Below are 21357 nucleotides of genomic sequence, written 5' to 3'. Positions count from 1 at the left end.
TTGATTAATTAACAATTATGCAGAAACAGTTTCCATACGAGATGTAATTTCAGCAAAATAAACGTCTTCTAAATTCGCAGTACTAGCATCAAAAGAAGCGTCTGGTTGATTATCACTTAAAACATGAATTATTGTTTGTCCGGCTTTAAGATGCGTAGAAATAACTTGCATGTTATTCTGATACTTTTCTAGCTCTACTTTTTCAATGGCTTTTTTCCAAACTCTACCTTTTACAGCTTCAGTTAAAACACTAGGATTGCCTTTAGCAACCACTTCGCCTAAACAGATAATGGCCATATTATTGCATAAGTTAGAAATATCTTCAACAATATGTGTAGATAAAATAACGATGGTATTTTCACCAATTTCACTTAACAAATTATGAAAGCGCACCCGTTCAGCAGGATCTAAACCAGCTGTTGGTTCATCAACAATAATAAGTCTTGGATCACCAATTAATGCTTGAGCTATTCCAAAACGCTGTTTCATTCCACCAGAATAGGTACCTAAACTTTTATTTCTTACGTGCCATAAATTTGTTTTATTGAGTAAAGATTCTACTAAGTCTTTTCGTTCTCCTTTATTAGAAACACCTTTTAAAGACGCAATATGATTTAACATGTTGTATGAACTTACTTTGGGATATACTCCAAACTCTTGTGGTAAATAACCTAGAATTTTTCGGACTTTAGACTTGTCGTTTAAAACGTCAATATCGTCTAGCATAACAGAACCAGAGTCTGCTTGCTGTAGAGTGGCTAGAGTTCTCATTAATGATGATTTTCCTGCACCATTTGGACCTAATAGCCCAAACATACCTTGTGGAATAGTTAGTGTAACATCTTTTAAAGCTTGTACTCCATTTGAATACGTCTTGCTCAAATTCTTGATTTGTAACTCCATGTTTTAGTTTGTTTTTTTGGTTGGTATTGTGTTAAAGATAATAAAATTATAGAATGTCTTGATTTATAATCTATTAGCTTTTTATCTTGATATGTATATATGACGTTTCAATTTAATTTTAGTTACAACAACTCTGAGATAAAAGGTTTTTGTAAAGGCCTAATTTTTGTAAATACGTATTAGCATTTTTAGATATTGCAATTGATGAATTAATTATAAGTAGAATAGATGTTCAGATAGTTTCTGTAACAGATAAAGTGGAGCAGTAGCAACTTACTTTATGAAATAGTATAAATAATACGGATATAAGCGGAATGGTTTCTGGTATTTACATTGTAAATTATTAGCACATGTACAATAAAAAAGACCATCTTTCGATGGTCTTTTTTATTGTAATATTCTCTAGCTTTAACTCTATTTATTGCTTTAAAGTTTTCCAAAATGGCAACAAATTCATTTGGAACTTTTGGTATTTCTCAGGCATTTGAGTTAAAGGTTCTTCAGTAAAAGTGAAAGGTTTGTTGGCTTCAAAATTCCAATAACGTTCGCCTAATGCACCATCTGTAGACTTGGTATGAGCCTTAGGAAAGTTGGTCATAGAGAACTTACCATCATTATTTTTATTAATTCCAAAAGCTTTTAAATCATTAGCAGTTGTGTAAGTTAGAGTCAGTTTTAAGTTAAGAGTTTGTGTGTCTTCAGAAATAAAGAAGTATTTCTCTTTTTTTGAATAATTTGCGAATTCTGAACTCCAAGGATAGTTGGGTTGGGTGATGTTTTTTAATTCACTCTTCACTTTTAAACTGTCGCTTTCATTCTGAATAATTGAAATTAAATTCTCTTGTAAAACAGTAATGGTTTTAGCTTCAGGATCTATTGTTATTGTTGCTTTTTCTGCGATAATGTTACTTTGGTGAATTCCAAAAAAAGTACCAATAACAAAAAATAGTATTTTAATTTCTTCCATGAGCTAATATAAATAAAAAAGCGCAGGTTAAATAAACCTGCGCTTTTCAGCTATTAATCTTAGGGAAAATAAGGAATATTCTACCTTGTTAGGGGCACAAAAATAAAATTTAAATTGAATAAAAAAATTGATGTATGGTAATAAATGTAAAAAAATTATAATTCTTTTCTAATTCTGCTTAGGCTTTCAGTCGTCATGCCTAAGTAAGACGCTATGTGATAGTTTTTTACACTCTTTTCAATATTAGGATACGTTTTTATAAAATTTAAGTAGCGTTCTGCTGCACTTTGAGATAAATATGATAGAATTCTTTTTTGAAAAGCAGCAAATGAACGTTCTAATTTTAATCTAAAGAAACTATCTATTTTTGGGATTTTAGAATATAAATAATTCATATCCTGTTTAGAAATTTTATAAAGCGTGGAATCTTGAATAGCTTCAATGGTTAAAATTGCCTCATCTGAATCAAGCAATGCTGTAAAATCACTTACCCACCAATCTTTAATACCAAATTGAATGGTGTGTTCTTTGCCTTGAGAATCCATATGAAAAGTTCTTAAACAGCCATCTAGAATATAATATTGTACATCAACTAGATCACCTGCATTAAGAAGAATAGTTCCTTTTTTTACATTGATTTTATGAAAATGTGATTCAATAATCTTTATTTCAGCTTTTGTGAAGTTAAGATCTTTAAAGATTATTTTTATAACAGAATTATCTGATTGCAATTAAAGTGAATTAGTTAATAATCTTTAAATTACGTAAAATAGTTGAGCATAAATGATAAAGTCGATGCTATAGTTTTATATCTGTTTATCTGCTTTTTTCTATAAGAAAAAAACCACTTTGAACTAACAAAGTGGTTTAGATTATAATTAAGTGCAATACATCTTATTCAATTTTTTTGCAACGGTTTCTTCTCCTATTTGGTCTTGAGTAAAACTTTCTACTTTGCCTGAAGTATGGTTGTTAAATATTTATTTTATGGTTACACCTTGATTAAGTTGAAGTTCTGGAACTACGTTTTTTAGTTTAGCAAAAGCCAAACTAAATTTACCTTCCCTAATATCGTCGAGGAGCCATTTTCCATTTGTGTATTCTAAAATCCAGATTTTTTCTTCGTCTCCAAATTCATTTTTTCCTTCAACAATTTGATTTGTTGTTCTGTCTTTTAAATAATCTTTAATAGTTGCTGTAATTACAAAAGCGATTTTAGAGCCTTCTAAATTTTCATCATTTGTTATTTCTATATAAAGTGGTTTTATACTATTAATTTTATCTAATTTACATACATTTTTAAGATTCTCTTGCTTCCATTTATCTAAGTAAACCGCTTGTTGGTTTTGTCTATACCAATGATTTACATACTCAGAAACTTCTGCCATATCTTCTCTTTCCCATGCGAGATAGACACGTGTAAAAATGTTTTTCACATTTTTTTCGAGGTTCAACCACATAAAATCTTTGTTTCTTAATCCTAATTGATTAAGCTGTTTTTTAGATTTTTTAATTGCAAAAAACTCTACAGTATACGTATAAACGATTAATGGGAATAGTACAATAAACAATGCGAACAATATTAATTTTCCCCACCAAGTTTTAAATAGACCTTTGGCTATGGTTCCACCTGGTCCGGCATAAACAGGATCTATATAAAACAAGAATCCAATAATGAGTATGGTTAAGAGTATTTTTTTATGTTGCGGTTTCATAAGCGATAAGTTTCGTTTTCTAAAAATAAAAAACCACTTTGAATTAACAAAGTGGTTTAGATTATAATTCAAAGTAAAAAACGTTATTCAACTTTTTTAGCAACGGTTTCTTGTCCTCCTTGGTATAACGTAAAACTTTCTACTTTGCCTGAAGCATTTTTATTAAACGTTACTTTAAGTGGAGTCACTTTTGCGAAAAACGTAGATTCATTTTCTGCAAAAATTTCAAATTTTCCTTGGCCAGTGGCTTGTGTAAAAATTTGATTGTCTTCTATTGTAACTTCAACATGGAAATTAGGTGCTAATTCATATTTTCCGGCATATGGTTTTAAAACAGTATTAGAAAGTGTGATCTCTTTTCGAGCTTCTGGCATTGGTTTATTAACTTCCTTACCTATGCTTTCTTTGTTAGCCGTAAATATAGCTTGACGTTTTCCGTCAGCAGTCTTTGAAAACATGTATTCAGTCCCACTATCTTTAAACATAAAGCGGTTTTCTGATAATGGAAAAATTTCAAAAATAGTATTGGTTTCAGACTCTCGCATACTTTTTAATTGGCCATCTTTAATAAAAATATGTCTAATTGCTCCATCTTCAAATTCATATGCACCAACCCATTGTTTCATTTTGTCTTCAGAAAGCGTTATCACATCTTTCATTGTTGGAAACGGTTTTCCTATGGCTGTAGCAGCAAGATTTCTTGTTACCGCACCTATATCATTACAACTGCAATTACTTAAACCTACCACATAGACATCTTCATCAATTAGATAAATACCATTTGTAGATGTTCCAAAAATACCTCCACTATGCGTGTAACCTTTTGAGCCTTTGAGGTTCATTTCTCCGAGGCCATAGCCATAAGGAATATGTTCTCCATTATTAAGTTTAGAACCATTAATAGCTTTGTCTAAAGAAGTGGATTTTATTAAGGTATTATTTGTTAGAGCATTTTGCCATTTTAACATATCGTCAATGGTTGAGGTTAGTGCACCTGCAGCATGAGGTAATGTCATACTCAAGTAGCTTGCATTGACATAACCAGAGTCTTCTTCTTCGTATGCTTCAACTCTGTTTATAACTAATTCTCTGTTATTACCATAGCTTGAACTCTTCATGTCTAGACGGTCAAACATATGCTTTTCAATATAGTTTTCGTAGGTGTCACCAGATAGTACTTCTATTATTTTACCAAGTAGCACATAGCCAGAATTGTTATATCTAAATTCTTCACCAGGATCGAAATCCATAGGTTCATCTTTAAAATAATCTATTAATTCATCTAATGTTTTATCATTTCTAGCAACATCTACTAAGTTACCTATACCTGTATAACTTTTTATACCAGACGTATGATTTAACAAATGGTGCACTGTGATGGTTTTTCCATGTGTAGGATAATCTGGAATAAACTTAGTAATAGGATCATTTAAACTCAATTTGCCTTGCTCTTCTAACATTAGAATAGCTACAGCTGTAAATTGTTTGGTGATAGAGGCAAGCATAAATACATTCTCTGGTGCCATATCTACATCTAGTTCTAGACTAGATTTACCAACAGCTTTTCTGTAAATAGTTTTTCCGTTTTTTGCAATTAAAATAGTTGCTCCTGGTGCATCTGCATTATTGTAATGTTGAGCTACAATGTCATCAAATTGTTGGTTTTGATTTTGAGCTAAAATGGTTGTTGTAAATAGAATGCTCATTAGAAATAGAGCAGAGGAATAGAACGTTTTCATAATGGGTTTTGATTGATTATAATTGTAAGACGATAATTGTGTCCATAAGTTACAAAAAAAAAACACTAAGCTTTTGACTAAGTGGTTTTTAGTGTTTCAATGTATCCTTATAGTAAGGACCAAACATTTAAAGAAATAATATTATAAATTGAATAATTAATCATTTTTATAGTACCAAAAAGGAATTTTGACATGGCTAACTTTAATTAGCGAGTCTTTACGATTAATATGCTTGTCAATACTTAGTAAATGCTTACCTTCTTTAAGTGGAGTAATTTTAATTACAGTCTCAAAACCTGTTTGCTTAAATCTATTTTTAGTAAAGGTGTACTCAACATCTTTATATTTTGAAGTGTCAATTGTTATGGTAAAAAAAGACTCAAGCGTTTTTAAATATATGGGTTGCAAATTTTTAATTAAACTATCAAAACTCTTGTTTTTATCTGTGTCGCTAATAAAGTTTATATTGAGTCCTCTAGTTTCTTCTTCAATCTCTAAATCTTTATTAAAACTAACGATATTATCTTCTATGTCATCATCAAACTCTATAAAAATAGGTAGATAAGGCGTTGTTATAATTTTTGATGGTATTGATGCAAGATCAACAAACGCTTTGTTTTCTTCAATTAAATTTTCATAATGCGATGGTTTAGTTTGCGAAAAAGAAGATGCATTCTCATTAAAGAAGTAATTAGAACTCTCAAATTTTACAGCAGAGAATACGGCAACTGAGATGTATAAGGGAAACAAAATAAAACTTATTCGCCTACCTAATTTGTTATCCAGAAAATTATAGACCAAGCTTCTGTATAAAAAGGATAAAGTAATAAGACTAATAAATCTATAAAAAGGATAATATATAATAGCGAGCCATTTTTTCTTTTTTAAATAACCCAGTGTTGCAAAATCTATTAAGGTAAGTAGGATGGATATTAGAAATATTACAATTAAAACAATACCTAAGATTTTTAAGGCTATAGTTTCTGCATCGAATGAAGTAGTGATAAATTTAATTAAAAGGGCAAACAATAACGTACATATGAAAAATGCTAAAAAATAAAAGATCATCAGAAAGGATGTAGCGAAAATAATACTACAATAGTTTTCTAGTTTTTCTATAAACTTATCGAAAGAGCCAATGCGTTTTCTTAAAAATTTATCGAATTTTGAGTAATAATTTAGCGTATCAAAATCAATGTCTCCAGAGACATAGCGCAAACCAAGGGCACCAATCCATAAGCCTCTAAGAATAACATGAATAATAAGATTTAAAGAAAGAATAGAACAAGAGGCTAGAGTAATCATAATTAAATTAGCCTTTATGGTATTGCCAAGATTTTGAGCTAAACTAAATTGATAACTCAGAGGTTCAAAAACGGAGATTAAACCAAAAATTGAAAAACCAGAAATAACAAGCTCTAGCTGCCAACTTTCTTGTTGTAGATGATCTAACCATTCTTTAAATGATTTTGAAGACTTTGGCTCTTGCATATATCTTGTGAGTTTTTGAGCAAATTAGTGAATTTATGTAAATAAAAAACCACTTTGAATTAACAAAGTGGTTTTGAATATTAATGAGATTTCTGCTTTCGCAAAAATATGTTACTTAATCATTTAGCTGCGCTGATTATTTTTGAAAGCACGTTTTTGTTATTCATATTTTAAAAAAATATGAGACAAAAATCTACTTACTTTAATAATTCATAACTACGCTTAATAAAGTTGGTTAACTCTTCACCTTTTAAAAGGCCTTGAGATAAACGTGCTAAATCTAAACTTTGCGTAATTAAACGTTCTTGTTTCTTCTTGGTTTTAGTTTCTAAAATTTCACTAACCAAAGGAGAATTAGTATTAACGATGAGGTTGTACATCTCTGGCATATTACCAAACATGTGCATTCCGCCACCACCAGTTTGTTGCATCTCTTTCATTCTACGCATAAACTCTGGTTGCGTAATAATAAATGGAGAAGAATCACTATCCATAGCTTCTAATTGTACAGCGAACTTTTCAGAAGGTATTACTTCTTTTAAAAGAGTATCTAATTCTGTTTGTTGCTCTTCTGTTAATTTAGAAATTGCAGTTTCGTCTTTCTTGATTAAATTATCAATATGATCACCATCAACTCTAGCAAAAGAAATATTCTCTTTAGTTGATTCTAATTTCTGAATTAAATGAGATACAATAGGAGAGTCTAATAATAATACTTCATAACCCTTAGCTTTTGCAGCTTCAATGTAACTGTGCTGTTGGTCTTTATTAGAAGCATAAAGAATAACTAACTTACCATCTTTATCCGTTTGAGTAGCTTTTATTTTGTTGAAAAGCTCTTCGTAGGTATAAAATTTACCATCAACAGTTGGGTATAAGGCGAAGGCATCCGCTTTTTCGAAGAATTTTTCTTCAGATAACATTCCGTATTCAATGACTATCTTAATATCATCCCATTTCTTTTCAAAATCTTCACGGTTTGCGTTGAATAATGATTTCAACTTATCAGCAACTTTACGAGTGATGTAAGATGAAATTTTCTTCACAGCTCCGTCAGCTTGTAAATACGAACGTGATACGTTTAACGGAATATCTGGAGAATCAATTACACCACGTAACATGGTTAAGAATTCTGGTACAATCCCTTCAACATTATCAGTTACATAAACTTGGTTTTGGTACAACTGAATCTTATCCTTTTGCATGTTCATATCATTCGTCATCTTAGGGAAATATAAAATTCCTGTTAAGTTGAACGGATAATCTACATTTAAGTGAATATGGAATAAAGGCTCGTCAAATTGCATTGGGTACAATTCTCGGTAGAAATCCTTATAATCTTTATCTTCTAAATCAGCTGGCTGTTTTGTCCAAGCCGGATTTGGATTATTGATAATATTATCTACAGTAATCTTTTTATGTGGCTCAGTCGTTTCTTTTCCTTCTGCATCTGTAGTTGTTGCAGGAGTAAAATCTGGATCGTCTATTTCCTTAGTTCCAAATTTAATTGGAATAGGCATAAACTTGTTATACTTATTTAATAACTCACTGATTCTAGAATCTTCTAAAAACTCAGTAGAATCTTCTGCAATATGAAGAATAATTTCTGTTCCTCTATCTGCTTTATCAGAAGGCTCTAATGTAAATTCTGGTGAACCATCACATGTCCAATGTGCAGCTTCAGCTCCAGTATGCGACTTTGTAATAATTTCAACTTTTTCTGCAACCATAAAAGCAGAGTAGAAACCAAGACCAAAGTGACCAATGATTCCTGAATCTTTTGCAGAGTCTTTATATTTATCTAAAAATTCTTCTGCACCAGAAAAAGCGACTTGGTTAATATATTTTTCAACCTCTTCGGCAGTCATACCTAAACCTTGATCGATAATATGAAGCTTTTTGCCTTCTTTGTCAATCTTTACTTCAATTATTGGATTTCCGTATTCAGCTTTAGATTCACCAATTTGAGTAAGGTGTTTTAATTTTAGTGTGGCATCTGTACCATTACTAATTAGCTCACGTAAAAATATTTCGTGATCGCTGTATAAGAACTTTTTAATTAACGGAAAGATATTCTCTACCGATACATTAATACTTCCTTTTGTCATGATATATAGTTTTTTGTATAATTAATTTGAATGATTATCTATAGTCAAATAAAATACCAAGACTTAAAATGTGACAAAGTGACACAAGTACTATGCGTGCATAACGAATATAAATTCTAATAAAAATAAATTGTATCTTAAAGATTAACTTCGCAATACTAAATAGATATTATGTACAATTCAAAAATAATAGGCTTAGGTAAATACGTGCCAGATAATGTGGTAACCAATGATGATTTATCTAAATTCATGGATACCAATGATGAATGGATACAAGAACGAACTGGTATAAAAGAGCGTCGTTGGGCTATAAAGGGTAGTGAAGACACTACAGCAGGCATGGGAGTAAAAGCTGCAAAGCAAGCTATTGAACGCGCTGGTATTGATAAAGATGATATTGACTTTATCGTTTTTGCTACGTTGAGTCCAGATATGTATTTTCCTGGTCCAGGTGTACAAGTACAACATGCATTAGATATAAAAACGGTTGGAGCTTTAGATGTACGTAACCAATGTTCTGGTTTTGTATATGCAATGTCTGTAGCAGATAACTTTATTAAAACAGGTATGTATAAAAATATTCTTGTTATAGGAAGTGAATTACATTCTCATGGTATGGATAAAACCACGCGTGGTAGAGGTGTTACAGTTATTTTTGGTGATGGAGCAGGCGCAGCAATTTTAACCCGAGAAGAAGATAACTCTAAAGGTGTTTTATCTACGCATTTACACTCACAAGGAGAACATGCTGAAGAATTGGTGTTGATTGCACCAGGTATGGGTAAACGTTGGGTAAGCGATATTCTAGCAGATAACGATCCTGATGATGTGAGTTACTTTCCGCATATGAATGGACAATTTGTATTTAAAAATGCAGTTGTACGTTTTAGCGAAGTGATAATGGAAGGTTTGATGAAAAATAATTTACAGGTTGATGATATTGATATGTTAATTCCGCATCAAGCGAATTTGCGTATTTCACAATTTATTCAACGTAAGTTTAAATTATCGGACGACCAAGTGTTTAATAATATACAGAAGTACGGAAATACTACAGCAGCATCAATTCCAATTGCGTTAACTGAAGCATGGGAAGAAGGTAAAATTAAAGAGGGAGATACTGTTGTATTGGCTGCTTTTGGTAGTGGATTTACTTGGGGAAGTGTGATAATTAAGTGGTAATTAATCACTTTACAAAAGGGAGTCTATAATTATTTATTACTTTTTTTTTCGTTTAATTCAATAACAAAATAGAAATAAATATGCAAAAAATAGTTATCCTTTTATTAATTATCATTTGCTCTCAAACAATTTTATCCGCACAGCAAAAAGATACTTACATTAAAGCTGGTCTTTTATACGACAGTGAACAAAATGTCCTTTTAAAAAACAAGGTTATTCATGTTAAGAGTAACAAAATTGTATCTATCGGAACATATAGTACGATTCCTAATGGTGCTGAAATTATAGATTTAACAGCATACACGGTGCTTCCTGGATTAATAGATGCGCATACACATGTGCTTTTTTCTCAAGATGCAAGCGAAGATTTTTCCGAACATAGTATTCACTCATTAACCATGGAAAGTGATGCCGTAAGAACACTTAGAGGAGCAAAACGAGCTAAATCATATTTAGATGTTGGAATCACAAGTGTAAAAGACCTCGGTAATTCTGGACTTTTTTTAGATGTTGCTCTGCGTGATGCCATTAATGAAGGAACAATTGAAGGGCCACGTATTTTTGCATCAGGACCTATTATGGCAGCTACAGGTGGACAAATTTATGGTGTATCACCAAAACATCAAAATCTCATAGATTTAGAATACCGTATTATAAATGGAGTAGAAGATGCTAAAATTGCGGTTAGAGAACACGTGAATCAAAACGTAAATGTTATTAAGATTTGTGCGGATAATATTCCGAATAATACTCATTTATCTATTGATGAAATGAAATCAATTGTACAGACAGCAGATTCATATGGTCTAAGTGTGGTTGCACATTCTATAACCAATCAATCTGCATGGAATGCCATACAAGCTGGAGTAGATGGCATTGAGCACGGTTTTAAATTAGCAGATTCAACTTTAACTTTAATGGCAGAAAAAAAAGTGTTTTTGGTCCCAACCGAAAATAGTAGAGCCTATATGGAAATCTATGGTAAACTTGCAGGTTACGATAACGATGATTTAGATTGGATAGATAGTTATTTAGTAAGGATGAGAAATAGACTTACTAGAGCGATCCAAAAAGGAGTTGCAATTGTAGCAGGTTCTGATAACTATACAGATATCGGAAGCACTCGTGGTGCATCTTCAAGAGATATGTTTCGTGCTTATTTTGAAGCAGGCATGAAACCTCTAGATATTTTACAATCTGCAACGTATACTTCTGCGCTTAGTTTAAATAAAGAAAATGAAATTGGAGTTATAAAGTCTGATGCAAAAGCAGATATAATTGCTGTAAAAGGAAATATAACCACGGATTTTGTTGATACCATAGAACAAGTAGTATTTGTAATGAAAGATGGTAAGGTTTACTTGAGTAATCTTAATTGAACTAGTGATATTTTAAAAATGAATTTTACAATTGAAATGAAACAAGTTCGAAATTTTTCACGTATTGTTTTATTTTTATGTTGTACGCATTTAGTAATCGGCTGTAAAAATTATTACAATGACACTATAGATTGGATGGATAATCTTGAACCTAATTCTACGATAGAAACTGTAAAAGAAAGTCAGCCAAAATTTGTCCATATAAATTGGAATGATCCTGAAAAGGTTAGAAATGAGAATAGGTATTATATACGAGAAATAAAAGGGAGCTATGACCCTTTAGGTATGTCTCATATCCTTGTTTTTATTGATGGAAAATTTGATAGAAGAGAATCTCATAAGTAAGCTATTTTAGTATTTGCAATAAATAGTTTAGACAAAAAAAGCCCAAACAAAAATTTTGTTTGGGCTTTTTTAGTGATCGTAATTTTATTTTAAAGTGTATTGGAATAAAAAATTAAGAATACATTCCACGTACTTTTGTCAATTTAGCTTTCCAAGTATCTAAGTCCTTTTTATGGTTTGCGATGTTTTTATGTACATCTTTAACTAAAGGGTTGTCAGATTTTACATTAGAGAAAAACTGTAAATTGTTTTCTAATTGATTAATTTCAGATTTAATCTCGTCAATACGCTTTTTGATAAAATTATACTCATTGTCCAATAATCTTGTATCATCAGGATTCGCTAAATTTTCAAGTTTACTATCAAACTTAATCATTTCTAATTTCGCTTTATCCATTTTAAGCTTATCAAAAGTATCATCAATAGCTTTGTAGAATTTACCGTCTATATAACGTTTGTTTTGTGGTACATGACCTAGCTCTTTCCACTCTGCAATTTTAGCTTTCAAAACTTCAATATCTGCTTTAGGATCTTCAGTAAGCTCCATAGCTTTTAGACTTTCAAGAAGTTTTACTTTTTTGTCAAACGCATCAAATAAATGTTGATCTTCTGCTTTACGTGCCGCATGCATTTTATCAAAATAGTGATTACAAGCGCCTTTAAATTGCTTCCAAATTTTATCACTATCACGTCTTGGTACATGACCGATTTTTTTCCATTCGTTCTGAATTTTTTTCATCAAAGGAGTGACTTTTGCAAAATCCTCACTGTCTTTGTTTTCTTCAGCAATTTGAATTAAATCTTTTTTCTTTTTAAGATTATCGTATTGGTCTTTCTTTAAATCTTTATAAAAACTATTCTTTCCACGATTAAAAGTTCTAACGGCATCTTTAAATTTAGCCCAAGTAGCTTCGTTCACTTTTAGAGGCACTTTTCCGGCTTTAAAGAAGGCATCTCTTAAAACTTCAATGTCTTTAATTTTTTTCTGCCATGCGCTATGCGAATTGCCTTTATCTTCTGCGACAGCATTGATGAGTGCAATAATTTCTTCTTTGCGCTCTAAGTTTTTTTCGTGCGCCTTATCCATATCGGCATAATATGCCTGACGTTTGTCGTGAATCGTTTTTGTAGCATTACTAAAACGCTCCCAAATTTCTTCTCTATGCTCTTTACCAACAGGTCCAAGATCTTCTTTCCATAGTTTATGTAACACTTGTAACTCTCTAAATGAACGGTTAGTGTTTTCATCTTGTGCTAATTCTTCAGCACGTTCTATGATTTTTAGTTTCTGATCGTAGTTGTGTTTAAAATCCATATCTCTCAAATCATTATTGAGATGTAGAAAATCGTAAAAACGTTCTACATGATGGTGATATGTATTCCAAGCATTATTGTATTTATCTCTAGGGATTGGCCCAGCATTACGCCATTTTTCTTGCAGTTCTTTGAAGTTTTTATAGGTGGTACCCATATTTTCTTCAACACTAAGCAATCCTTTAATATCTTCTATAATTTGTAATCTGTCTTCAAGGTTTTGCTTCAGGTTTTGTTCACGTTCCTTGTAGTAAGCACCAATAGATTGTTTATAGTCTTTATAAAGCGAATTGAATAATTTTTTGGTATCGTTAGTGTAATAAAAATCTATTTCATTACCTCCATCAGCTATAAACTCTTCTTTCTTCTCATCTAGAAGTTCACTGTATTTAGCATTAAATTCAGCTTTTATTTCATTAACATGTTTAGAAATTGTTTGAATTTTATGATGCTTTAATAGGCGGTTTAATTCCGTAGCCAATTCATCCATAGTCATGGAATGGTAATCTTTTTCCTCTACCTCATGACGTTCAGCATTAGATTCGTCTTCCGCATCTTCTGCGTTAGAAGCGTCAATCTCATCTACATGATGGTCTGCAGTTACTTCTGTTACAGCTTCAGTTTCGTCTTTATTCTCAACGTCTTCAACTGCTTCTGTCGTTTCAACATTAGTTGATTCAGTTTCAGTTTCAACCATTGGAGTTGTTTCTTGTGTTGGAGTAGTTTCTGTTGTTTCTACTTCTTTTTTTCCATCTGCATCTTGCAGGTTATCATTCTCAGACATAAGTCAATGTTTTAAATATATGAGGTTAAAGATACTAACAGTTGTTAGAACTACAAAGGAAATACATCTAGAGGTTCTATTTTATGACTTATGCCATATTTCCCATGATTTTTCGGCTTGTAATCGTAACATTTCTAAACCATTAATAATTGTAGCCCCTTTGTTAAAGCCCTGGTTTAAAAACTTTGTTCTTTCCGGATTGTAGATAAGATCGTACAAAATGTGCTTTTCGCTTATAGTATTATAAGGGATATTAGGGCATTTATCAATATTTGGAAACGTACCAATGGGAGTGCAATTGATAATTATGGTATAATCTGAAATGATTTTTTCTGTAAGATCTGAATATAAAAAGGTGACTCCTTCTTTTTGAGTTCGAGACACAAAATCATATTTAATTTTTAGTTTCTTAAGTGCATAAGCAATGGCTTTAGATGCTCCTCCGGTTCCTAATATTAAAGCGTTTTTATGATGTGATTTTAAATGTGGTTTTATTGAGTTTTTAAACCCATAATAATCGGTATTATAACCAACAAGTTTATTGTTTTTTGAAAACCGAATGGTATTTACAGCTCCAATTTTTTTAGCTGTTTTATTCAATTTATCTAATAGCGGTATCACTTCTTCTTTATAAGGAATAGTTACATTAATCCCTTTTAAGTTTGACGTGTTTTTAATTATTTCTGTGAGGTCATCGATAGATGGTAAATCGAAATTAACATAAGAATGAGGTAAGTTTTCATTCTTAAATTTTTCAGCAAAATAACCTCTTGAGAAAGAGTAGGAGATGTCTCGTCCTAAAAGCCCGAATTTATATTTTTGTTTGTCTTGTTCGTTGTCCATACCATTCTAATCCTAAAACTATGAGGATTCCTAAGGCAATATAAGCAATTGCTATGTAAGTTTGACTGTTGATTTCTGGTAAAAATCGTTGATAATTAGTAATGATTTGTTTTCCTGTAGAATCTAAAATGAGTGCACCTTCAGAATTCGTTTTGTAAATGGTTTCTTTCCAAGGCCATACCACACCAAGCGATCCTATAATAAAACCCATTATAGTTGCTAATGTAATGTTTTTATAATGCTTAAGTATGTAACTTAACAAATGTGAAAATGTGACTAAACCTGTCACAGAACCTAATGTAAATACCACTAAAACTTTTAAAAGTCTAATGCGAAGTGCGTTATGTATAAATTCAAAATTACCACTTAAAACATCGAACATAGTGTCGTAAAGTGCGTTAACGGAATCTACCAATAGTAGTACATAGTTACCTAATAGAATAAGAATAAATGAACCTGAAAATCCAGGTAAAGTCATACCTGAAACACTAATAATTCCGCAAAAGAATACAAAAATAAGATTGTCATTTTCTGTAGCAGGATCTAAAAAACTTATACTAATACCTATTATTGCACCAATGGCTAAAGCCAGTATTGTTGTTCTATTCCATTCTTTAAAATCTTTACTAATGTAGTAAATAGAACCAAGGATCATCCCAAAAAACGTGCTCCATACATACAGCTCATAGTGAACAATTAGAAAATCAAGTATTTTAGAAATACTGAAGTAGCTCACTATCATTCCTAAGAATAATAGACTTAAAAATTTACCATTGATATAACGGTAGAAACTTTTAAATCTTCCATTAAATAAAAGTTTAAAGGCTTTTTTATTAACGCGTTGTAAAGAGTAAATAAATTCTTCGTAGAAGCCAGCAACAAAAGCCACAACACCTCCAGAAACACCTGGAACTTTATTAGCAGCTCCCATAGCCAAACCTTTAATGACCAAAAATATACGATCTTTAAGGGTTCTTGTACTTTGCATTACACTTCAGTTTTTTTCTTACCTAAAGTTTCTAAAACAAGAATTGCAGCAAAACCTACCACAATAAAAACAATGGACATTACAATTTCATTGTCTCCAGCATAATTAGATGGTAGAATACTTTTGTCGAGTAAAGTAACTACTTCTCCTTCAGAATTTACACGTGTTTTTAAGACTTCTTTCCAAGGCCATATTTTATTAAGCGAGCCAATCATAAAACCAGTTAAGATTGCCAGCGTTAAATTTTTATGATGTTTAAACATCCAATTTAAAGCTTTTGAAAATACTTTAAGTCCAATTACAGCACCAACGGCAAGTAGAATAAATTTAAAAAAGGCATCTTTAAAAAGTGCCATATCACCATTAAGCAAACCATCTCTTAAGTTATTTATAGTGTCAATAGCAGTTTGGTAAGCTCCAAGAATAAGTAAGATAAATGCTCCGGAAACGCCAGGTAAAATCATTGCTATGATAGCAACAAAGCCACAAAACAATAGGTAAAATGGGCTATCTGGTGAAGCAAAAGGTTCCGCAAGCGTAATGTAAAAAGATAAAACCGAAGTAATAATGATGGCAATGACGAGTTTAACTGACCAGCCTTTAATTTGCTTAGCAATATATAGAATACTCGCTAAAACAAGCCCAAAGAAGAAGGACCAAAGTAAAATAGGTTCGTTGTGTAATAACCATTTTATCAATTTTGCTAATGATAAAATACTAATGGCGATTCCTGAAAATAGTGCTAGTAAAAAATTACCGTTAATAGAATTCCAAGCAGTTTTAAAACCCGATTGTTTCCATACTTTAAAAACGTTAAGATTTACCTTGTCTATGCTTTCAATAAGTTCTTCGTAAATACCAGATATGAAGGCAATTGTTCCACCAGAAACTCCAGGAACTACATCTGCGGCTCCCATGGCAATACCTTTAAAAGTGATAGCTAAATAATCTAAAAATCGTCTTTGCATTTTATGTCTAAATAAGGCTGCTAAGGTATGATTTTTTTTAGTTCGATGCCTTTTTGGCTTCTGAAATTATGGCTTTAATTACAGGTCTGTCTGTTAGTTGAGGAAACAATTCTGAAATAATAAAGCTATAATCAATATTAAGGTGTGTGGCATTTTTTAGATGAAAACGACCTTCTTCAGTTTGATGAACCATAAAGTAGAGACCAGCTAATCGATACTCAACTTCTGCGTTTTCCGGATAAAATTCTATAGTCTGTAATAAATTGAAAATGGCAGCTTGATATTCACCAAGTTCAACTAAAATGTCTGTTCTGTTTAGCCAAGTATCTAATTCGTAGTTTCCTAACTCAATTGCGCGTTTATATCCTTGTTCTGCTTCTTCAAGAAAATTTAAACGCTTATTTATGGTTGCAAATAATTTCCAATAAAGTACATTGTCTCCATCAATAGCAACGGCTTTTTTAATATAATCTAGTGCGTTTTGGTAGTCTAAACGCTTCATGTAAAATTTAGTAATGGCAAGCCAACCTTTATCTAATAAGGCATCTTCATCAATCGTTTTTTTGAAAAACTGAATGGCTAAGTCATCTTGTCCTAGTTTAGAATAACACTGACCAATTCGTAAAAGAGCAAATGATGTTGGGTCGTCTAAAGCTAAAGTGATTTTGTAATTTTCAATAGCTTCTTCGTGATTTTTTAATTTTTCTAAAACTTTTCCTTTTTCAAGATAAGCTCCTACAAATGTATCATCAGAAATAATAGCAAAATCGAAAGCAGCACTTGCTTTAGCATATTCTTTAATGGCAAAATATTGTCTGCCTAATTGATGCCAAGCCACTTCGCAATAAGGATTGGTATCTAAGAACTTATTTAAATACTCTATGGCTTCTTCATTTAAATTTAAAAAATCATAGCAGTAAATTATGTTATGTAGTGCAGAGTAATCGTTAGTGTCACTTTCTAAGCACTTTTTAAAATATATGATGGCTTTCTCAAACTGATCTAGAAATAAATATTCCATACCTACTAGAGCATACAAATCGGCATCATCTTCTGGCGTACTAGACATATCTATAGCTATAAGCAATGTGTCTATTGCTTTTTGATGTTCATCTTGTTTAGATAAAACATTTGCTTTTTGAATGAAAATTTCTTCGTTAGTAGGTTCTAAATTATGAAGCTGATCGAGTAAATCATCAGCTTCAGCAAACTTGTTTTCAATGACTAAAATTTCAACTTGAAATAATCTTAAGTTGATTGAAGTTGGGTGTTGTTCTAATCCTAATTTTATGGCACGTTTAGACAAGGCAATTTTGCCGTTTTCAAGATAATGATGAATAATATTTTCGAACTCACTAGAGTCAAAGAACAAAATGTCATTGGTCTTTAACATCGATTCAAATCGGGTAAGTGGAAAATTTTCGTCTTCGTGACTGTACTGCATAAAATGATTAATAGTTCACTGAAATAAAATTACAGTTATACTTTGCGCTAGATGGATTTTTAAACTAATGTTTTTAACAAAGTAGTTAACATTAAATGTATTGTGTAGTTGATTTGATTTAAAAGACTGGTTTTTAGTGGTTTTTGGTCTTTGTGGTATGCTTAAATTTTATCGAGTATTGAGGTGATTATACGGCAACCTTTAATTATTTCTTCGTTAGAAATGGTTAAAGGAGGTGTAATTCGGATGGCTTTAGGTTCAAAAAGTAGCCAAAAAAGTATTAATCCTTGGTCTTGAGCACGCAAAATTACCTCGCTTGTAAGATCTGCATTTTCAGTAAAAGCGGCTAGCATTAATCCACGACCTCTAATTTCTTTGATACGTTTGTGTTGTAAATGTGTCCTAAATAACTGCTCCTTTTCTAAAGCTTCAGTCATAAGATTAGACGTTGTAATTTCTTTTAAAGTTGCTAAAGCTGCAGCTGCAATTACTGGGTTACCTCCAAAGGTTGTTATGTGTCCTAGTTTTGGATTATCGCTTAATGAGGTCATCATTTCATTTGACGCGGTAAAAGCTCCTATGGGTAAACCTCCTCCTAATCCTTTACCTGTAACTACTATATCTGGTAGACAATTATAATTCTCAAAACCAAATAGTTTACCGGTTCTACCTATGCCTGGTTGAATTTCATCTAAAATAAAAACGGCTCCAACGTCATTGCAACGACGTTGTACTTTGTTTAAATAATCGTTAGTAGGTTCAATAAAACCCGCTCCTCCTTGAATAGTTTCTAAAATAACACCTGCTGTTTTTTCTGTAATTTGAAGTAAATCACTTTCAGAATTGAATTCAATGTGTTTTATATCTGGTATTAAGGGTAGAAACGGTTGTTTGCGTTCTTCGTAATCCATAAGACTTAAGGAGCCTAGGGTGTTACCATGATACGCATTTTTTGCGGCAATAATTTCTGAGCGTCCAGTATAGCGTCTTGCTAATTTTAGGCTGCCTTCAATAGCTTCTGTTCCTGAATTGACTAAATACGTTGATTCAAGTGGTTTTGGTAAATGTTTTGCTAATAATTTTGCTAAGTCTACAGCTGGTTTTTGAATATACTCACCATAAACCATAACATGTAAATACTTATCTAATTGGTCTTTTATGGCATTAACTACCTTTGGATGTGAATGGCCTAAACTACAAGCAGATACTCCAGCTACGAAATCGAGATATGCATTATCATTTGTATCAAAAATATATGAGCCTTTTGCATGGCTGATTTCCATCGCTAAAGGATGAGGTGTCGTTTGAGCTTGATATTTAAAGAAGTCTGTTTTCAATTATTGACCTGCTTTTTTTGTTTTGACTTTTACGGAATCACTTGGTTTTAAATTTTGCTTTAATGGTGAAACCGCTGTTTTTTTAGGTAGATTTCTAGCTGCCTTATTTGTTTTGTTTGGTGTTGCTTTACCTGCGTCTTCGATACGTTCAGTAACGTCGCTGTCTATGAATTCTTCAGGTGGTACATAATCTTCTAAACCTTTAATAATTGGTAAATCTAAAGGAGGATCATCTTTAAATAAATCTTCAACAGACTTTGGTCTTTCTTCACCTCTCCAATCAAAACCTCTTAATTTTTTTCCGCTATTAGGGAAATCAGCTTCTGGAAAAATATTACCATCAATTTGGTTGATGAATCTTACCTCGTCTACTATTTGTTCAATGATTTTAACATTGATACTTCCTGATTTTGATTTTTGAATCCCTATTAATTCATTATCATCGTTTCGCAAATAGCGTATAGTCTCGGCATTTTTAATGACATCAACATTATACAATTCATTATCTTTAAATAAGCCAATTAAGCGTTGACCTTTTATTTGGTTAAAAGCATCTTTGCTTATGGTGTCTTTACTTATTAAAAATGCATTTTCAAACACTTTTAAAGAATCGAGTTGTTCTGTTTTAGCATTAGAAATTAAATGAATGGTATCTCCTGTCATTTGGTTGTCAATATTCCAAAGCACTGGTTTGCGTTTTAGGGCAAAAGCATCGTCAGAGCTAAATCGACTTAAATTAATCAATTCTGTTAGACCCATTTTATGATCTACATGAATAGAATCGGATTTACCAGCCATATCACTTTTGTATAATCTTGCGTTGTAATAAGCGCGAGTAATACGATGCTCTGGCTTACCAGTTACCATTATGGTGTCTGAATGCATATACACCGAATCTTTTTCTTGTACTGTAATTGCCAAGGCACGCTTTGTAATATACATGGAGTCTTTAGCACGCCAGACTTCAGCATAATGTCCTTTAACAATACTTTTGTTTAAAGTATCTGTGACGGTAATATTATTGGTTGCAGAGGCAAAGTTTCTTTTACGGTCAAAATATAAGCTGTCACCTTCAACAGTTCTATTGTCGTAATCAATTTTTGCATTTCTCTGAAAATTACCGATATCGTTATTAGTGTCATAAAAACCACGTTCACAATATACTTTGCTCGTTTCTCCTGTAATTGTTGATGGTCCAAAAAGATAAGCGTGTCCATTTTCTGAAAAGAAATCTAATCGGTCTGTGTTAAGTGTATAATCTGGATTAACAAGTACCACATCTTTTACAAATTGATACTTGCTTGTGTTCATGTAATAACGACCAATTTGACTTGTAATTGTTCCTGAAGAATCTCTTACAACTGTGCCACCTGTATTGTAATAGGCTTGTTGTTTGGTTTTATTAAACCAGAGTGTGTCTGTTTTAAGTGTTGATTGAGGTTCTGTTAAAACAACATCTCCACTAGCGAATGCTAACTGGGTTTTGCCACTATACTCTAAATATTTAGAAACCATTTGTATAGTGTCGCCTTGCTTCATTACCACATTGCTGTACGCTTCTATAAAATCTTGATCTTGATAATATACTGCTTTATCACACCATAGACTAACACCTTTGTGACTAAAATGGACTTGCTGAGATTTATCTCTAAGAAATACATTAGCTCCATCCTCAATTTTAGGATCGGTATAACTTATAGGAGCATGCTCAATAGTTATTCTTTGTTTCTCTTGACCGAAACTGAAATAAGTAATCGTAAAGCAAACAAGGAATAATAGGTTTTTAAGATGTTTCAAAGACATATATTTTTTACAAAATAACACTTATTAGATTTGCTTTAGTATCTGTT

17 protein-coding genes are annotated in these 21357 nt (G+C 31.8%); 3 read left to right on the top strand and 14 right to left on the bottom strand.

The window, feature by feature from the left end; genetic code table 11:
- Positions 1-15: 15 nt before the first annotated feature.
- The 7 genes from DFQ10_RS15910 to htpG form a co-directional block, all read right to left on the bottom strand.
- Positions 16-903 (bottom strand): ABC transporter ATP-binding protein, encoded by an 888-nt coding sequence (locus DFQ10_RS15910; protein ID WP_115818426.1) that lies wholly within the window; start codon positions 901-903, stop codon positions 16-18.
- A gap of 418 nt (positions 904-1321) precedes the next feature.
- Positions 1322-1870 carry a hypothetical protein gene (locus tag DFQ10_RS15905; protein WP_115818425.1) on the bottom strand — a complete coding sequence of 183 codons (549 nt, stop codon included), beginning with the start codon at positions 1868-1870 and terminating at the stop codon, positions 1322-1324.
- 155 nt (positions 1871-2025) lie between these two features.
- Positions 2026-2601 (bottom strand): Crp/Fnr family transcriptional regulator, encoded by a 576-nt coding sequence (locus DFQ10_RS15900; RefSeq protein WP_181897659.1) that lies wholly within the window; start codon positions 2599-2601, stop codon positions 2026-2028.
- Positions 2602-2850: 249 nt separating this feature from the next.
- The gene (locus tag DFQ10_RS15895) at positions 2851-3585 is read right to left on the bottom strand and encodes a Tim44 domain-containing protein (RefSeq protein WP_115818424.1); all 735 of its coding nucleotides are present in this window, start codon (positions 3583-3585) and stop codon (positions 2851-2853) included.
- 83 nt (positions 3586-3668) lie between these two features.
- Positions 3669-5324, bottom strand: coding sequence for a serine hydrolase (locus tag DFQ10_RS15890; protein WP_115818423.1), 1656 nt, complete (start codon positions 5322-5324; stop codon positions 3669-3671).
- A 156-nt stretch (positions 5325-5480) separates the two neighbouring features.
- Complete coding sequence (locus DFQ10_RS15885) at positions 5481-6815, bottom strand: hypothetical protein (protein ID WP_115818422.1); 1335 nt, start codon at positions 6813-6815, stop codon at positions 5481-5483.
- 197 nt (positions 6816-7012) lie between these two features.
- The gene (gene htpG, locus DFQ10_RS15880) at positions 7013-8923 is read right to left on the bottom strand and encodes a molecular chaperone HtpG (RefSeq protein ID WP_115818421.1); all 1911 of its coding nucleotides are present in this window, start codon (positions 8921-8923) and stop codon (positions 7013-7015) included.
- Between the two features lie 171 nt (positions 8924-9094).
- Between htpG and DFQ10_RS15875 the strand changes: the two genes are divergently transcribed.
- The 3 genes from DFQ10_RS15875 to DFQ10_RS15865 all read left to right on the top strand — a co-directional run bounded on the left by DFQ10_RS15875 (position 9095) and on the right by DFQ10_RS15865 (position 11829).
- Positions 9095-10105, top strand: coding sequence for a 3-oxoacyl-ACP synthase III family protein (locus DFQ10_RS15875; RefSeq protein WP_115818420.1), 1011 nt, complete (start codon positions 9095-9097; stop codon positions 10103-10105).
- Positions 10106-10185: 80 nt separating this feature from the next.
- Positions 10186-11484, top strand: coding sequence for a metal-dependent hydrolase family protein (locus DFQ10_RS15870; protein WP_115818419.1), 1299 nt, complete (start codon positions 10186-10188; stop codon positions 11482-11484).
- 36 nt (positions 11485-11520) lie between these two features.
- Positions 11521-11829: a hypothetical protein gene (locus DFQ10_RS15865; protein ID WP_147299237.1), complete on the top strand. Its 309-nt coding sequence runs from the start codon at positions 11521-11523 to the stop codon at positions 11827-11829.
- 112 nt (positions 11830-11941) lie between these two features.
- Here DFQ10_RS15865 and DFQ10_RS15860 read toward each other — a convergent pair whose 3' ends face one another.
- The 7 genes from DFQ10_RS15860 to DFQ10_RS15830 all read right to left on the bottom strand — a co-directional run bounded on the left by DFQ10_RS15860 (position 11942) and on the right by DFQ10_RS15830 (position 21310).
- A complete protein-coding gene (locus DFQ10_RS15860) occupies positions 11942-13927 on the bottom strand; it encodes a DUF349 domain-containing protein (RefSeq protein ID WP_115818417.1) in 1986 nt (661 codons plus the stop codon).
- 81 nt (positions 13928-14008) lie between these two features.
- Positions 14009-14770 carry a shikimate dehydrogenase family protein gene (locus DFQ10_RS15855; protein ID WP_115818416.1) on the bottom strand — a complete coding sequence of 254 codons (762 nt, stop codon included), beginning with the start codon at positions 14768-14770 and terminating at the stop codon, positions 14009-14011.
- A complete protein-coding gene (locus DFQ10_RS15850) occupies positions 14739-15758 on the bottom strand; it encodes a DUF368 domain-containing protein (RefSeq protein ID WP_115818415.1) in 1020 nt (339 codons plus the stop codon). The genes DFQ10_RS15855 and DFQ10_RS15850 overlap by 32 nt, the downstream gene beginning before the upstream one ends.
- Positions 15758-16726 carry a DUF368 domain-containing protein gene (locus tag DFQ10_RS15845; RefSeq protein ID WP_115818414.1) on the bottom strand — a complete coding sequence of 323 codons (969 nt, stop codon included), beginning with the start codon at positions 16724-16726 and terminating at the stop codon, positions 15758-15760. The genes DFQ10_RS15850 and DFQ10_RS15845 overlap by 1 nt, the downstream gene beginning before the upstream one ends.
- Positions 16727-16763: 37 nt before the next feature.
- Positions 16764-18170, bottom strand: coding sequence for a tetratricopeptide repeat protein (locus DFQ10_RS15840; RefSeq protein WP_115818413.1), 1407 nt, complete (start codon positions 18168-18170; stop codon positions 16764-16766).
- A 161-nt stretch (positions 18171-18331) separates the two neighbouring features.
- Complete coding sequence (locus DFQ10_RS15835) at positions 18332-19507, bottom strand: aspartate aminotransferase family protein (protein ID WP_115818412.1); 1176 nt, start codon at positions 19505-19507, stop codon at positions 18332-18334.
- Positions 19508-21310: an OstA-like protein gene (locus tag DFQ10_RS15830; protein WP_115818411.1), complete on the bottom strand. Its 1803-nt coding sequence runs from the start codon at positions 21308-21310 to the stop codon at positions 19508-19510. It lies immediately after the preceding gene.
- Positions 21311-21357: the final 47 nt, after the last annotated feature.

This window comes from Winogradskyella eximia, from assembly GCF_003386165.1.
GTDB lineage: Bacteria > Bacteroidota > Bacteroidia > Flavobacteriales > Flavobacteriaceae > Winogradskyella > Winogradskyella eximia.
Note: the sequence above shows the minus strand (reverse complement) of the source record. Positions and strands in the feature narration are given on the sequence as shown.